Annotated in this window: 11 protein-coding genes, 1 pseudogene and 2 riboswitches; of the genes and pseudogenes, 5 read left to right on the forward strand and 7 right to left on the reverse strand. The window is 68.7% G+C overall.

Features of this window, described 5'->3' with window-relative positions; genetic code table 11:
* Nucleotides 1–5: 5 nt before the first annotated feature.
* The 3 genes from SY91_RS11365 to SY91_RS11375 all read left to right on the forward strand — a co-directional run bounded on the left by SY91_RS11365 (nt 6) and on the right by SY91_RS11375 (nt 4,213).
* On the forward strand, nt 6–2,270 hold the full coding sequence (locus SY91_RS11365; RefSeq protein ID WP_023478129.1) for a TonB-dependent siderophore receptor: 2,265 nt from the start codon (nt 6–8) through the stop codon (nt 2,268–2,270).
* A gap of 87 nt (nt 2,271–2,357) precedes the next feature.
* Nucleotides 2,358–3,197: a formyltransferase family protein gene (locus SY91_RS11370; protein ID WP_006476042.1), complete on the forward strand. Its 840-nt coding sequence runs from the start codon at nt 2,358–2,360 to the stop codon at nt 3,195–3,197.
* A complete protein-coding gene (locus tag SY91_RS11375) occupies nt 3,197–4,213 on the forward strand; it encodes a GNAT family N-acetyltransferase (RefSeq protein WP_023478206.1) in 1,017 nt (338 codons plus the stop codon). Before SY91_RS11370 ends, SY91_RS11375 begins: the two co-directional genes overlap by 1 nt.
* 129 nt (nt 4,214–4,342) lie before the next feature.
* On the opposite strand, the gene SY91_RS11380 is transcribed toward SY91_RS11375, so the two are convergent.
* Together SY91_RS11380 and SY91_RS11385 are read right to left on the reverse strand one after the other, a co-directional pair.
* Nucleotides 4,343–5,248: a nucleotidyl transferase AbiEii/AbiGii toxin family protein gene (locus tag SY91_RS11380; RefSeq protein WP_124478109.1), complete on the reverse strand. Its 906-nt coding sequence runs from the start codon at nt 5,246–5,248 to the stop codon at nt 4,343–4,345.
* Nucleotides 5,217–6,287 (reverse strand): type IV toxin-antitoxin system AbiEi family antitoxin, encoded by a 1,071-nt coding sequence (locus SY91_RS11385; RefSeq protein ID WP_185921152.1) that lies wholly within the window; start codon nt 6,285–6,287, stop codon nt 5,217–5,219. Before SY91_RS11385 ends, SY91_RS11380 begins: the two co-directional genes overlap by 32 nt.
* Nucleotides 6,288–6,639: 352 nt before the next feature.
* On the opposite strand from SY91_RS11385, the gene SY91_RS11390 reads away from it, so the two are divergent.
* Nucleotides 6,640–7,803: a M20 aminoacylase family protein gene (locus tag SY91_RS11390; protein ID WP_023478153.1), complete on the forward strand. Its 1,164-nt coding sequence runs from the start codon at nt 6,640–6,642 to the stop codon at nt 7,801–7,803.
* A gap of 124 nt (nt 7,804–7,927) precedes the next feature.
* Nucleotides 7,928–8,215 (forward strand): type II toxin-antitoxin system ParD family antitoxin, encoded by a 288-nt coding sequence (locus tag SY91_RS11395; protein ID WP_023478152.1) that lies wholly within the window; start codon nt 7,928–7,930, stop codon nt 8,213–8,215.
* Nucleotides 8,216–8,266: 51 nt separating this feature from the next.
* Here the strand turns inward: SY91_RS11395 and SY91_RS11400 are convergent.
* The 5 genes and pseudogenes from SY91_RS11400 to SY91_RS11420 form a co-directional block, all read right to left on the reverse strand.
* Nucleotides 8,267–9,576: pseudogene (locus tag SY91_RS11400) on the reverse strand (cobyrinate a,c-diamide synthase).
* Between the two features lie 2 nt (nt 9,577–9,578).
* Nucleotides 9,579–10,181, reverse strand: a complete 603-nt coding sequence (gene cobO, locus SY91_RS11405) for a cob(I)yrinic acid a,c-diamide adenosyltransferase (RefSeq protein WP_011545387.1) — start codon at nt 10,179–10,181, stop codon at nt 9,579–9,581.
* Nucleotides 10,182–10,215: 34 nt separating this feature from the next.
* Nucleotides 10,216–10,593, reverse strand: coding sequence for a cobalamin biosynthesis protein (locus SY91_RS11410; RefSeq protein WP_185920913.1), 378 nt, complete (start codon nt 10,591–10,593; stop codon nt 10,216–10,218).
* The gene (gene cobA / locus SY91_RS11415) at nt 10,590–11,399 is read right to left on the reverse strand and encodes a uroporphyrinogen-III C-methyltransferase (RefSeq protein WP_185920914.1); all 810 of its coding nucleotides are present in this window, start codon (nt 11,397–11,399) and stop codon (nt 10,590–10,592) included. The genes SY91_RS11410 and cobA overlap by 4 nt, the downstream gene beginning before the upstream one ends.
* Nucleotides 11,400–11,508: 109 nt before the next feature.
* Nucleotides 11,509–11,745: riboswitch (cobalamin riboswitch) on the reverse strand.
* Between the two features lie 69 nt (nt 11,746–11,814).
* Nucleotides 11,815–13,953, reverse strand: a complete 2,139-nt coding sequence (locus SY91_RS11420) for a TonB-dependent siderophore receptor (RefSeq protein ID WP_185920915.1) — start codon at nt 13,951–13,953, stop codon at nt 11,815–11,817.
* 149 nt (nt 13,954–14,102) lie between these two features.
* A riboswitch (cobalamin riboswitch) is annotated at nt 14,103–14,369 on the forward strand.
* Nucleotides 14,370–14,665: the final 296 nt, after the last annotated feature.

The following is a 14,665-nucleotide window of genomic DNA, read 5'->3' on the forward strand; positions in this document are numbered from 1 at the left end:
ACCGCATGAAAAAAGTGGAGCAGAAGAAGATGGAGTGGGCAACAGGCACGCGTTTGCGTGCGATCGCAGCCGCGGCAAGCGTGGCGTTCGGTACGGCGGCGGCAGGGCACGCATACGCCCAGACGGCGCCGGCCGTGAACGCGGGCGCCACGGCGTCGGCCAGCAGTGCGCAAACCGGCGCGACGGCGACGACGTCGACCAGCGCGCAAAACGGCACGCTGCCGGCGATCACCGTCAACGCGGCCTCGGCCGGCGACGGCACGGTCGGGCTCGTCGCGAAACGCAGCACGACCGGCACCAAGACCGACACGCCGCTCAACGAGATCCCGCAGACGATCAACGTCGTTACCGCGCAGCAGATCGAGATGACCGGCGCCACCGACGTGAACGCGGCGCTGCGCTACGTGCCGGGCTTCTCGTCGTACGGGTCGGACAACCGCTCCGACTGGTACGCGGCGCTGCGCGGCTTCACGCCGACCGCCTACGTGAACGGGCTGCAGGTGCCGAACACGATCAACCTCGCGAGCTGGCGCGTCGATCCGTACATGATCGACAGCATCAGCGTGCTGCGCGGGCCGACCTCGGTGCTGTATGGCGCGGGCGATCCGGGCGCGATCATCGACGTGCACACCAAGCTCGCCGACGGCGAGCGCGTGCGCGAAGCGGGCGTCCAGATCGGCAACTACGCGCGCAAGCAGTTCATGATCGACGTCGGCGACAAGCTCGACCCGGACGGCAAGTATGCGTACCGGTTCGTCGGCGTCGCGCGCGACGGCAACGCGCTGACGGGCCCGAACAACGACCAGCGCGTCGCGCTCGCGCCGTCGTTCCGCTGGCGCCCCGACGCGGATACGTCGCTGACGCTGTCCGCGACCTACCTGCAGGACTGGGGCGACATCTCGTCGAACTTCCTGCCCGCGCAAGGCACGGTGCTGCCGAACCCGAACGGCCAGATCAACAAGGACGTCTACGAAGGCGACGGCAACTTCAACTACTACCGCAAGAAGCAGTGGTCGGTCGGTTACCAGTTCGAGCGCAACCTGACGCCGGCCTGGACGTTCCGCCAGAACACGCGGCTGATGCACCTGTCGCTCGACAACGGCTCGGTGTTCGGCAACGGCTTCGTCGAGGGCAGCACGACCGACGTGTCGCGCTGGGCCGGCGTGTTCCAGATGAACTACAGCCGCTTCGACATCGACAACAACCTGGAGGGCCGCTTCGCGACGGGCCCGCTGCAGCACACGCTGCTGCTCGGCTTCCAGTACAACCGCCAGACCGCGACCGACAGCGAATGGCTCGCCGCCGCGCCGCCGCTGAACATCTACAACCCGGTCTACCAGCCCGTCACGACGGCGGTGTTCACGCCCGACGCGACGTTCCGCACCAACACGTACACGACGATGAACACGTTCGGCCTGTACGCGCAGGATCAGATCAAGTGGAACCGCTGGACGCTGACGCTCGGCGGCCGCGAGGACTGGGTCAACATGCGGATGGACGACCGCGCGGCCGGTACGTCGACGAAGGCCGACGTCACGGCGTTCACCGGCCGCGTCGGCCTCACGTACCAGGGCGACTACGGGCTGTCGCCGTACGTCAGCTACGCGACGTCGTTCAATCCGCTGATCGGCGTGAACCTGGTCGGCGGCGGGCTGCCGCAGCCGACGCGCGGCAAGCAGATCGAAGCCGGCCTGCGCTGGCAGCCGCCCGGCAAGAACCTGATGCTGAACGCGGCGATCTACCAGATCAACCAGACCAACGTGCTCACGTCGGCGCTGCCGAGCCAGGACCCGACCGGCACGAAGTCGGTGCAGACGGGCGAAGTGCGCTCGCGCGGGATCGAGCTGAGCGCGACCGGCAAGGTCACGCGAAACCTGTCGGTGATCGCGTCGTACGTCTATCAGGACGTGAAGAACGTGCAGGCCAACGACGTCTCGCTGAACAACTGGCCGGTCGACATTCCGCGGCCGCGCCAGATGGCGTCGCTGTGGACCGACTGGACGTGGTACACGGGGCCGCTCGCCGGCTTCGGCCTCGGCGGCGGCATTCGCTACCAGAGCGCGTCGGCCGGTGCGGCCGACAACTCGCTGACGGTATCGAGCGTCACGCTGTTCGACGCGGGCCTGCATTACGACACGCGTAACTGGCGCTTCGCCGTGAACGGGACGAACCTGTTCAACCGCCATTACATCAGCGGCTGCCAGTCGAACAACGTCTGCATTTTCGGGACCGACCGCACCGTGATCGCGACCGCGAAATACAACTGGTGACGTCGCGCGCCGCGGCTCGCCGGCCGGCCTTCATGGCCGGCGCGGGCCGGCCGCGGCGCCTTCGTCCGCTTTTTCCACGACGCCTCCATGCCGAAGAAAAATCTCGTCTACATCCAGTCGCTGCGCAACGGCGCCGCTGATCGTGCCGGCCAGCCGGTCGCTTATCGTGGCGGCACGCGCTACATGAAGGCGCCGCTCGAATTCCTCGTCGAGCGCCTGAACGATTCGCCGCTCGGCGAACGCTATACGCTCCAGGGCGTGATCGTCGACGACGACGAAGGCTCGCCCGCCGACCGCGCGAAAGTCGCCGATTACGGGTTCGCGCGCACGCCGGGCCGCCCGTGGATTTTGCCGGAAGGCCTGACGGTGCAAGGCCGGCCGGTCGACGCGCTGTTCTGTTCGATCCCGTCGACGTACCGGCGGCTGCCGCGCGACGCGCGTGAGCGCGTGGCCGGCAAACAGGCATTCGAGCGGCGCCTGCTCGAGCGCCTGCTCGAACTCGATGCCGACCTCGTCGTGCTCGACGGGCTGCTCGTGATCCTCGACGAACTCGTGCGGCCGGGCGCGCGTTTTCATCGGCGCATCGCGAACATCCATCCGGGCATTACGGCCGACGACTCGCCGTATCAGCGGCGCGGCGCGTGGGCGACGCTCGACGCGCTGCACGGCGCACGCGGCGAGCGGGTCGACTGGGTCACCGGCGCGACGTCGTCGATCGAACCCGTGACGATGACGGGCGCGTCGTTCCACTACGTCGACAACGGTATCGATTCCGGCGAGGTGATCTGCGACGTGCTCGACACGCCGATCGCGCCGGACGACACGATTCTCGAACTGCGCTGGAACAATTTCCAGCGCAGCCTGTTTCCGGCGCTCGAGCGTGGGCTGCACGTCCTCGCCGACCGCCACGACGCGGGAGCATTGTGATGCAAGACACGCTGACGAAACCGGCCGGCGTCGCCGACGCTGTCGAAGGTGAAGTGGCCGCGGCGCTCGATGGCGCCGCGCACGGGCAAGCGGCGGCCGTCGTCGAGCATGCGCTCGATGCCTGGCGGCCCGACGACGCGCCGGACGCGCTGCTCGCGACGTTCGTCGCGCTGTTCAACACCGACACGCGGCACGACGCGGCGACGATCACGGTGCCGCGCGGCGGCGCCGATGCGGCGGCCGTGGCCTCGTACGTCACGCGTGCGGTGCGTGAAGGCGTGATCGACGGCGCGCAGGTCGCGGGCGACACGCTGCGGCTCACCGTGTCGCGCACGACGTTCTGGCAGAACCCGCGGCCGTGGCTGAAGGCGAGCGCATCGGGCGGGATGCCGCTGCGCTACGCGATCACGAACGGCCATCGGCATCCGGTGCGGCCGCCGTCGCCGGCCGGCGAGATCTATGCGCGCCATATGCCGCAGGTCGGGATGACGTTCAGCCTGCGCACCGTCGACATCGACGCACACGCGGATCTCTTCAGCGGCTGGATGAACCTCGACCGCGTCGCGCATTTCTGGGATCAGCGCGGCACGCGCGACGAGCACGCGGCGTATCTGGCCGAACGGCTGGCCGATCCGCACATGCACCCGATGATCGGCTATTTCGACGACACGCCGTTCGGCTATTTCGAGTTCTACTGGGCGAAGGAGGATCGCCTCGCGCCGTTCTACGACGCGCACGACTACGATCGCGGGCTGCACCTGCTGATCGGCGACTCGCGGTTCCAGAGCGCCGGCAAGCTGCATGCGTGGTGGAGCGGGGTGCTGCACTACATGTTCGTCGACGAACCGCGCACGCAGCGGCTCGTCGGCGAGCCGCGGGTCGATCACGTGCGGCACATCGCGTACATGCACCGGCTCGGCTTCTACACGCTGAAGGAATTCGATTTCCCGCACAAGCGCGCGGCGCTCACGGTGATCGAGCGCGATACGTTCTTTGACACTTTCCGGTTGCCGTGACGGGGGTGGGGGTGCGCGGCGCCGGTGCGGCTGACGTGGCTGTCCTTTGCAAACGAGCCGCTCGCCGATTCCAGCTTCCTCGTCGAGCCGACCCGGGCAGGACGGTGAAAACGGCGTGACTGGCTGATGTCACGCCCGATGGACGAGCGGACCCGCGAGGAAGCCGCCGCGGAACGCGTCGAGATACCGGTCCGCGTCGTCGTTGAATTCCCCGGGCAACAGCGCGAACGCGCGGGCCTGCAGATCCTGCCCGAGCATCGCGTAAGTCGCGTCGTCGGATAGCAGTGCGCGGATCGCATCGTGCGTGTGCGGTGACGCAATCTGCTTCGCGTCGCGTGCGAGCAGCGCCGCTGCCGCCAGCTCCGGCTGGAAGCCATGTTGTTCGATCAGGTCGGGCGCAACGTCCCAGATGCGCTCGCGATTGCCCGCATCGTGAAAATGCGTGAGCAGGAACAGCAGGTCGTATGCGTCGCTGTTCTGGCGCGCGCGCCGGTCCTTCCACGCGAGCAGCTTCAGCAGCGCGAGCGCCGGCAGGCTCGCCACCGGCACCGTGATGCCGGCGCCGATCGACACGGCGAGCGCCGTATCGACCGCCTCCTGAAACCCCAGGACGTTCAGCACGAAGTCGCCGCCCGGCGGCCATGCGATTTCGCCGGGCGGCGTTTCGAGCGGCCCGAACGGCACCAGATCGAGTTCGGTGCGAAACCCCGGCGAGCCGCTGTCGAACAGCAGTTTCTGCCGATGCTTCGGCGCGCGGGCGAATTGCCCGGTCGCGACGAGCGCATCGACGAGCCGCTCGTGAAACGGCCAGTTGACCGCGCACACAGCGACGTCGACGTCCCGCGTCGCACGCACCGGACGGATGCCGTGGACATGCCACATCAGGATGTCGCGCGCGGTCGCGCCGGCCACGACGAATGCCGCGTCGAGCCGCGCGCAGGCCGCGCCGACCGCCTGCAGCAACGCGACCGCCGCCGGCTCGAGCGGCCGGCGCGCGTCGATTTCAAGCGGGCGGCTGGGCGAGGTATCGGTCATGGATGTGTTCGGCGGCGGCAAGATTGCGGCTGTCTCCGGACGAGACGAGATCCGCGTAGACCAACAGCGGCGGCACGAGCGGCACATCCTGCTCGCGCCAGTCGAGCGCCGGCGACGGCGGCCAGAACGCTTCGAGCAGCTCGACGTCGCCATGCTCGTCCGGGCGCAGGCGGGCTTGCAGCAGCAGGCGATTCGACATGGCGCCGTGCGTATAGACGGTGATCGCTGCCGGCTTCAGGTCGTGCGTGAGCAGATCGGCCGCCGCTTCGCCGCCGAGCCGCGCATCGAACGCGGCGAAATCGAAGCCGCGCCACCAGTCGGGTGCGATCGCGGCAAACCGCCGGGCCGGCAGTTTCGCGCGCAGGCGGCTCGGGTACAGCGCGACCCATTCCTGCAGGAAGCGCGGCCAGTCGGGCATCAGCCGTTCGCCGTTGCGCCGCTGCGCGACGAGGCCGCGCGCGATCAGGTCGTCCATCGCGAGGTTGACCGTGCCGAGCGCGACGCCCGACGCGGCGGCGATCGCCCGGTACGGCTGCGCGACGAGGCCCGGCTGCGTCGCGAGCGCGAACATCACGGCGAGCCCCTTCGGCGTGGTCGCGCGCGACGCCTGACGGCGCGGCGTGCGCGCAGGTTTCGGCCGGCCGGCGATCATCAGGGTGGCCTCCGGCTGGATCAGGCTCGCATTGCCGGCGGTATCGAGAAACGGGATGTCGTGCTCGATCAGGCGGGCGGCCAGTTCGGCGGAAAAATAAGGCGCGACCAGCATAAGCGGCCGCGCGCCCGGCGCCGGCGTGCCGCCGCGGCGACGCAGCGCCGCCAGCGCTGCCTGCAGCGATTCGACCCCGACGCTCACGGCCGCCGGCATCTCGAAGCGCTGCCCGGCGATGTCGAAGCGGATCATTGCGTCGGCGCGCGCCTGGTACGCCGCCGGCACACGCACGGGCCGCGCAGCGAAGCGCCGGGTCGCGCGTCCGAACGCGGCACAGGCCTCGTCGAGCACGTGCTGTTCCGATAGGGGGAGGGGGACGTTCGCCGGCATCACGGAGGATCGATTGTTCACTGTTTTGTCAGCGTACACAAAAAATGTACAACCGTCAAAAAATGAACAAATGCTCTCAACCCTTTGATAAAAAGGAATTATTCCGGAATTTTGAGCTGACGCCAACGATAACCTCCACGTGAAAATCGAGCCTTAACACACAGTGTCGGGCGTGCCGCTCGCCAGCGGCAGTCGTCCGGACGGGATAGCCCTCCCGGCAGCCGCGCTTCGCCTCGCGCCGTGCGATCGGCTGGCAATCGCCAGTTGCCATCGTGACGACTTTCTGTCTATTCGGTTGCCGTTCGTCGGACTATCCTTGCCCGCACACTTACAGCACACAGGAGACGATACCGTGACGCACAGCGTGATCCCCGCCGGCCTCGCCGACGAAATGATCGAGATCCGGCACCGCATCCATGCCCACCCCGAACTGGGTTTCGAGGAATTCGCGACGGGCGACCTCGTCGCCGAGCAATTGCAGTCGTGGGGCTACGCCGTGCATCGCGGGCTCGGCGGCACCGGCGTCGTCGCCCAGTTGAAAGTGGGCGACGGCAAGCGGCGCCTCGGTCTGCGCGCCGACATGGACGCGCTGCCGATCCACGAAGCGACGGGGCTGCCGTACCAGAGCACGATCGCGGGCAAGATGCACGCGTGCGGCCACGACGGCCACACGGCGATGCTGCTCGCGGCCGCGAAGCACCTCGCGCGCGAACGCCGCTTCTCGGGCACGCTGAACCTGATTTTCCAGCCGGCCGAGGAAGGGCTCGGCGGCGCGAAGAAGATGCTCGACGAAGGGCTGTTCGAGCAATTTCCGTGTGACGCGATCTTCGCGATGCACAACATGCCGGGCTTCCCGACCGGCAAATTCGGTTTCCTGCCGGGCTCGTTCATGGCGTCGTCGGATACCGTCGTCATCGACGTGCAGGGTCGCGGCGGCCACGGCGCGGTGCCGCACCGGGCGATCGATCCGGTCGTCGTGTGCGCGCAGATCGTGCTGGCGCTGCAGACCATCGTGTCGCGCAACGTGTCGCCGCTCGACATGGCGATCGTCACGGTCGGCGCGATTCACGCGGGCGAGGCGCCGAACGTGATTCCCGATCGCGCGCAGATGCGCCTGTCGGTGCGCGCGCTGAAGCCCGACGTGCGCGACCTGCTCGAAACGCGCATCAAGGAGGTCGTGCATGCGCAGGCGGCCGTGTACGGCGCGACCGCGACGATCGACTACCAGCGCCGCCATCCGGTGCTCGTGAACGATGCGGAGATGACGGCGTTCGCGCGCGGCGTGGCCCGTGAATGGGTCGGCGAAGCCAATCTGATCGACGGCATGGTGCCGCTCACCGGCAGCGAGGATTTCGCGTTCCTGCTCGAGAAGCGGCCGGGGTGCTACTTGATCATCGGCAACGGCGACGGGGAGGGCGGCTGCATGGTGCACAACCCCGGCTACGACTTCAACGACGCGGCGTTGCCGACCGGTGCGTCGTATTGGGTGAAGTTAACTGAGGCGTTTCTGGTGTGACGGAGGATGCGGCGTGAGGTTGGAGCCGGGAATTCACAATCCGCTCCCAACCATGACAGACGGCATGTACCTTGCCTTGGTATTTGGTATATGCCCATCGTGTTCAAACCAAACGAAGTGAACCATGTCGAGAAAGGTGCCTGTTTCCCAAGACGATCACGTTGCCGAGTACGTCGACGCCGACGGGCTGTCGGAGCGATGCTCCGACAGCGACACCATGCGAGCGAGATTGCGGCTGCTCGAATCACGCAACGCGCAGGTGCGCGCGTTGCAGGACGCGCTGGACGCCGGGGAGGCCTCAGGTCATCCCAATACGTTCGACGGAGAAACCTTCCTGGCTCGCATGCGGGCGCAACGCGTTGCGGCTAAGGCCGGTCACGTCTGGTCACGCGATTCCTGCCCCGAATCCTGAAGATCGTTGGCGTCGTACCGTCGAAGGTCGGCCGCTCGGCAAGCTGGCCGCTCATGTCTCGAACACTTCCCCACCGAACAAAGCCACGACCAGATCCGGATTCGACGGCCAGTACATGTGCATGTACGTCGCGACGATCGCGCCCACGCGATAAACGGCTTCGCCGCCGCCCTCCGAGCCATCGGGGCGGGCGGCGGTCGCGACCGGCACCAGCGGCGTATCCAGCCGCGAATAATGAAACGTATGCCCGCGCATCGGCCCGGTGCGCGTATCGAACTGCTGCATGCCGAGCGCCGCGAACCGGCGCTGCATCGTCGCATGGCCCCGAAGCAGGCCAAGCATCGGCGTCGTCGACCCATCCACGTCGGTCAGCGATTCGCACAGATACACCATCCCCCGCATTCCGCGACGATCGGCCGGCCGGCTGCCGCATGCGCGCGAATCGTCCGTGCGGTCGTGGCATTCGCGGCCAGCGTCGCCGCATGCAGTTCCGGATAGCCGCCCGGCAAAAACAGCGCGTCGCAATCGTCAGGCACGGGTTCGTCGGCAAGCGGCGAGAAGAACCGCAGCACCGCACCGAGCGCATCGAGCAGCACAAGGTTCGCCGGATAGATGAACGAAAACGCCGCATCGCGCGCTACCGCGATCCGCTTGCCGGCGAGCGCGCGCGGCAGCGGCGCCGCAACGTCCGGTTCCGCGAACGCGACGGCAGGCGGCAATTCGGCGAGCGCGGTTTGCGCGAGCACATCGGCCGCACGATCGAGCCGCGCGTCGAGATCATCGATATCGGCCGGCTGATGCAGGCCGAGATGCCGTTCCGGCAGCGCGATACCCGCATCGGCCGGCACGTGGCCGAGCCAGCGCAGGTCGTCGGGCAACGCCTGTTGCAGCAACTCCGCGTGCCGAGCCGAGCCGACGCGGTTGGCCAGCACGCCGTGAAACGGCAGCCCCGGCCGAAACCGCGCGAGCCCGAACGCGATCGCCGCGAACGTCTGCGCCATCGCCTTCGCCGAAATCACCGCGACGACCGGCACGCCGAACGCGGCCGCGAGATCGGCGCTGCTCGGTGTGCCGTCGAACAAGCCCATCACGCCTTCGATCAGGATCAGGTCCGCGTCGCGCGCGGCTTCGGCGAGCAGCGCACGGCAACCGGCCCCGCCGACCATCCCGAGGTCGAGCGCATGCACGGGTGCGCCGCTCGCGCGTTCGAGCAGCATCGGATCGAGAAAATCGGGCCCGGTCTTGAACACGCGCACGCGGCGGCCGAGCCGCCGGTGCAGCCGCGCGAGGCCGGCCGTCACCGACGTCTTGCCCTGGCCGGACGCGGGCGCGCTGACGAACAGCGCGGGGCAGGCCGGCATGCTCAGAACTCCACGCCGCGCTGCGCCTTCACGCCTTGCTCCTTGTACGGATGCTTGACGAGCCGCATTTCGGTGACGAGATCGGCCGCATCGATCAGCGCATCGGGCGCATGCCGCCCGGTGACGACGACGTGCACCGACTCCGGACGCGCGACGAGCGTCGCGAGCACTTCGTCGAGCGGCAGGTATTCGTACTTCAGCACGGTGTTCAGCTCGTCGAGGATCACCATCCGGTAGTCGCCGCTGTCGATCATCCGGCGCGCCTCGTCCCAGCCCTTGCGCGCGGTCGCGATGTCGGCGTCGCGGTTCTGCGTGTTCCACGTATAGCCGTCGCCCATCGTCACGAAATCGCATTCCGCGACCGCGCCGAGAAAGTCGCGCTCGGACGTATGCAGCGCCCCCTTGATGAACTGCACGACACCGAGCCGCATGCCGTGGCCGAGCACGCGCACGGCCATCCCGAACGCGGCCGTGCTCTTGCCCTTGCCGTTGCCGGTATGGACGATCAGCAGGCCTTTTTCCTGAGTGGCCGCGGCCTGCTTCTTCTCGTGGCCGGCGCGGCGGCGTTCGGCCATCCGCTGATGGGATTCGGAATCGGTCTTCATCGGGAATCGTCCTGTCGAAAGCGAAACATTGGGTTCAGAGCGGGCCGGCGAGCGCGACCGTCACGCCGCCCAGCATGGATTTGGCGCCGAGCAGCCGACCGTGCGGCGCGGCGAGTTGCGCGCATGGCTCGGCCACGCCCGCGACGCCGAAGCGGGCCAGCGCGGCGTCGGACGGGCCGCTCGCGGCCAGTTCCGGACGGCTCGCGAGTTGCGCCGCCTCGAACGCGACGAGCGGCCAGCCACGGCGCGCGCATAGCGTGCGCAGCGCACGGGCGCATGCCTTGTCGGCGAGCGTCGCGACGAGCGCCGGTTCGGCGGCCGGGTAGCGCGCGAGCGCGGCGCGGATCGCGGCATCGAGTTGCGCGGCCGTGACGCCCGCGCGGAAGCCGACACCGAGCGCGACGCGCATCATGCGTGGCCGCCGAGCGCCGCGCGCACCGCCGGATCGTCGGCGAGCGCCGCGACGCGGCCGATCACGACGATCGCCGGCGAACCGATATGGGCCTCGCCGACGCGCGCGACGAGCGTATCGAGCGTCGCGAGTACGTGGCGCTGTCCGGCTCGCGTGGCGTTCTCGATCGCCGCGCACGGCGTGTCGTCGGGCAGGCCGCCATCGCGCAGCGCCGCGGCAATCGCGTCGAGCCGGCGGATGCCCATGTAGATCACGATCGTCATGCGGGTGGCTGCGAGCGCGCGCCAGTCCGGCTCGTCGGCCCCCGCGCCGTGGCCCGTGACGAAGATCACGCCCTGCGCGTCGCCGCGGTGCGTGACCGGGATGCCGAGCGCGGCCGGCGCGGCGATGCCCGCGGTGATGCCGTTGACGACTTCCACCGGAAAGCCCGCCGCGCCGAGCGCGACCAGTTCCTCGCCGCCGCGGCCGAACACGAACGGATCGCCGCCCTTGAGCCGCGCGACGCTGCGGCCCGCGCGCAGGTGCGCGAGCATCGCGGCGACGATCGCCTCCTGCGGCGTCGACGCATGGCCGCCACGCTTGCCGACGTGCTCGATCAGCGCATCGGCGCGTGCATGGCGCAGCACGTCGGGGTTCACGAGATCGTCGACGAGCAGCACGTCGGCCGTGCCGATCGCGCGCACGGCCCTGAGGGTCAACAGGTCGGCGTCGCCGGGGCCGGCGCCGACGAGCCAGGCGCGGCTCATCGTGCGCGGCACGGCGCGCACCGTGTCGAAACAGTGGAACAGGGAAGGCGGGCGGCACATCGGCGGCCGGCGGACAGGCAGTGCATGGCGGATCGGGCGAAACCCGCGCGAGCGCGGGTGGAATGCGCACCCCATCCGTCCCCCGCGGATCGGGCGTTCGGCGAGCAGCGCGCTCGCCCCTTGCGTCGGCCGGTATCCGGGCTGGCCGCTTGCCAGGCCGCAGCCTTCCCGCCCGGTCGAAGGGCAGTGGCATCGCGGGCGGCCTGGGCGCAGCGCGGGGAAGTGCGTTGCGCGGGCGGCGTACCGTTGCGGGGACAGCACAGGCCGGGCGGCGATCCGCCTCCTGTTTCCCGTTTAACTGCATGCGCGGAATGCGCATGCGAGCACCGAACGCGGCGCATACGATAGCACAGGCGTGCAACCCGCAAGCCGCCCGGCGGGCCGGCTGCGCGGGGTGTCGGCGCTACCCGCGAGGTCAGAACTTGTATGCCGCCGTCAGCGTGAACGTGCGTGGCGTACCGGGCATGATCTGCGCGAGGCCCGTCGCATTCGCGTAGTAATCGCGATCGGTCAGGTTGACGGCCGCCAGCGTCACCTCGAAGTCGCGCGTGCGATAGCCGGCCTTGCCGTCCCAGCGAACGTACGCGGGCAGTTCGAGCAGGTTGTCGCGATCGGCGTAACGCGCGCCTTCGTACACCACCCCGAGTTCCGCGAAAAAACCGCGTAGCGGCGCATGGCTGACGAACAGGCTGCCGTTCGACGCCGACACGCCCGCCGAGCGCTTGCCTGCGTACTTCGGTTCGGCGTCGACCACCCGCGCATGTTGCCAGCCGATGCCGCCGCGGACGAACCAGTTGCCCGCGAGCCGGCCGGCGACGCCCAGTTCCAGGCCGCGATTGCGCTCGAGGCCGGTGAGGTCGAAAAAGCCCGGGCGAACCGGATCGGCGATGCGGCGGTTGTACAGGTCGAGCTGAAACAGCGCGAGCGTCGTGCTCAGCGCGCCGGCGCGCCAGTCGCTTTTCACGCCGATCTCGTATTGGCGCGTGTATTGCGGGCCGAGATCGTTGGCGTTGCCGCGCGCATCGGGCGTGATGCCGATCAGGTCGCCACCGACCGGCGCGAAGTTCTTGCTGTACGACGCATACAGGCTGTGCGCGCCGACCGGCGACCACACGACGCCGAGCCGCGGGCTCCATGCCGCCGTCGTGCGCCGTGCATGCAGGCCGTTCAGCGCGTTGGTCGAATCGACGTCGAAACGTTCCCCGCGCAGGCCGCCGAGGAGTTTCCACGCTCGCCCGAGGTCGACGCGATCCTGCGCGAAGATCGCGTAGTCGCTGACGCGGTGGCGGTTCATCGCGTACGGGCGCGGCGTCGAGCCGACCAAGGCGAAGCGATCCGGCCCGGTCACCGGAATCGGCGCCGCGTCGGCCTGCCAGAGCGTCGGCGTGCGTTTCTGCCAGCCGTATTCGATGCCGAACAGCAGGTGATGCAGCGCCGGACCGGTCGCGACCTTGCCGCCCAGTTCGACACCGGTCTGCACGTTGAGATGCGTCATGTCCTGCAGGTAGCGCGCCCGCTGCACGCGCCGGTAGTCGCGCGGCTTCGCGACGTAGCTTTGCGTGACGTAGGTATTGTCGAAGGTGCTGCGTAAATTCAGCACCCCGAGCGTATGGCGCAATTCCCAGTCGCCGTCGAGCGCGTGCGTGAAGACCGAGCGCCAGTTCATGTTCTCGTCGCGGATCGTGTCGCGGCCCGCCGCGCCGAAGAAGGTCGCGCGTGGCGCGGACGGCAGCGAGAACGCGAACGGCTTGCCGGCCGCGTCGACCGCGGCGACCGGCGCCGGCATGCCGCGATCGGGCACGCGCCGGTACGCGTCGTATTCGAACTGCAGCAGCCAGCTTCGCCGCGCGTCCCGCCATTTGATTGACGGCGCGACGTACTGGCGCGTGCCGTCGACGTGGTCGCGGAAGCTGCCTGCGTGTTCGCGTCCGGCATTGAACCGCACGCTCCATGCGCTCGACAGCATGCGGTTGAGATCGACCGACGCGCCGAGCCGTCCATAGCTGCCGGTCGCTGCCGACACATGCCCGAAGTTTTCCGGCAACGGCTGCTTGGTGATCCGGTTGATGACGCCGCCGCCGCTGCCGCGCCCGTACAGCGCGGCAGCCGGCCCCTTCAGCACTTCGACGCGTTCGATGTTGCCGAGACTGCGCACGTATTGCGCATCGTCGCGCATGCCGTCGAGCAGCAGGTCGCCCGCGGCGGAAAAGCCGCGAATGCGGAACGCATCGAAGCGCGTGTCCGACGTATTGGACACACCGGGCACGCCGGCCAACGCGTCGGCCAGCGTGCGGCCGCCATAGGACAGCGTTTCCTCTACCGGGACGCTGTCGATGGTTTGCGGTACGTCGCGCGGATCGCTCGCGGTGCGCGTCGCCGTACTCACGCTCTCGACGCGCGGATCGTTCGGATGACGGCGGCTGCGTACTTCGACCGCGGGCAGTTCGTCGTCGAACTCGGCCGCCGGGGCAGGGAAGGAGGCAACGCCGGCGATCGAGCACAGCGACAGGGCCAGCACAGGAAAGCGTCGCCCGGATATCTGTCGTTTCGACATGGAAATTTGAGGATGACTGAGTGATTGCCTCACATGGCCGTTGCGCGGTTGTTTGCGTTATCGAGCGAAGTTTATCTCGCCAAGTTGAAAACGACAATCATTCGCGTTCATCGCCGGCCGCTCGCCTTGACGCTCCCGGCCCTGCCGCCTACACTCGCACGCGTTTTGGTGCTCGCGCGCGCCGCTCCGGCGTGCGCAGTTAAACGGGAAACAGGGAGCCCGCCTGCGCCGCAGTCGAGCCAACCTGTGCTGCCCCCGCAACGGTAAGCGAACGCGTCGCGCGCAAGCGCCACGCACCGCCGCTTCGCCGCATGCCACGCGCATGCGGACGACCGCCACTGGATGCCGCGCGTATCCGGGAAGGCGAAGCGGCGTGTTCGTCAGCCCGGATACCGGCCTAAACGTTGGGGTTCAGCGCCGCGGGGAGGCGGCGCATCGTCCACGGCCGCAGCCGGCCCGACGCCCGGTGTTTCCTGCTGTCTCCTCCGATCTGCCTCCGCGCGAACGCGCCCGGGCCGGCACGGCGAACGGCGCGGCACGGGCGGGGCACGCCGCAGCCGTGTTGGCATTCACAATGTCGACCGTTCGCAAGGAAGCACCATGTCCGATTTGTTGTTCCGCCCGCCGTGCGGCAGTCCGCGCGGATCACGCGGCGAGCTTCCCGCGTACCGCCCGCTGAATTGCCGCGCCGCCGCCGACGCGACGATCCCGT

The sequence above is a fragment of the Burkholderia cenocepacia genome (assembly GCF_014211915.1).
Classification (GTDB): Bacteria; Pseudomonadota; Gammaproteobacteria; order Burkholderiales; family Burkholderiaceae; genus Burkholderia; species Burkholderia orbicola.

Bases quoted from the DNA above. Each gene is read 5' to 3' on its own strand.
- SY91_RS11365 (WP_023478129.1), top strand. From the start codon at position 6: ATGAAAAAAGTGGAGCAGAAGAAGATGGAGTGGGCAACAGGCACGCGT.
- SY91_RS11370 (WP_006476042.1), top strand. From the start codon at position 2,358: ATGCCGAAGAAAAATCTCGTCTACATCCAGTCGCTGCGCAACGGCGCC.
- SY91_RS11375 (WP_023478206.1), top strand. From the start codon at position 3,197: ATGCAAGACACGCTGACGAAACCGGCCGGCGTCGCCGACGCTGTCGAA.
- SY91_RS11380 (WP_124478109.1), bottom strand. From the start codon at position 5,248: ATGACCGATACCTCGCCCAGCCGCCCGCTTGAAATCGACGCGCGCCGG.
- SY91_RS11385 (WP_185921152.1), bottom strand. From the start codon at position 6,287: ATGCCGGCGAACGTCCCCCTCCCCCTATCGGAACAGCACGTGCTCGAC.
- SY91_RS11395 (WP_023478152.1), top strand. From the start codon at position 7,928: ATGTCGAGAAAGGTGCCTGTTTCCCAAGACGATCACGTTGCCGAGTAC.
- cobO (WP_011545387.1), bottom strand. From the start codon at position 10,181: ATGAAGACCGATTCCGAATCCCATCAGCGGATGGCCGAACGCCGCCGC.
- SY91_RS11410 (WP_185920913.1), bottom strand. From the start codon at position 10,593: ATGATGCGCGTCGCGCTCGGTGTCGGCTTCCGCGCGGGCGTCACGGCC.
- cobA (WP_185920914.1), bottom strand. From the start codon at position 11,399: ATGTGCCGCCCGCCTTCCCTGTTCCACTGTTTCGACACGGTGCGCGCC.
- SY91_RS11420 (WP_185920915.1), bottom strand. From the start codon at position 13,953: ATGTCGAAACGACAGATATCCGGGCGACGCTTTCCTGTGCTGGCCCTG.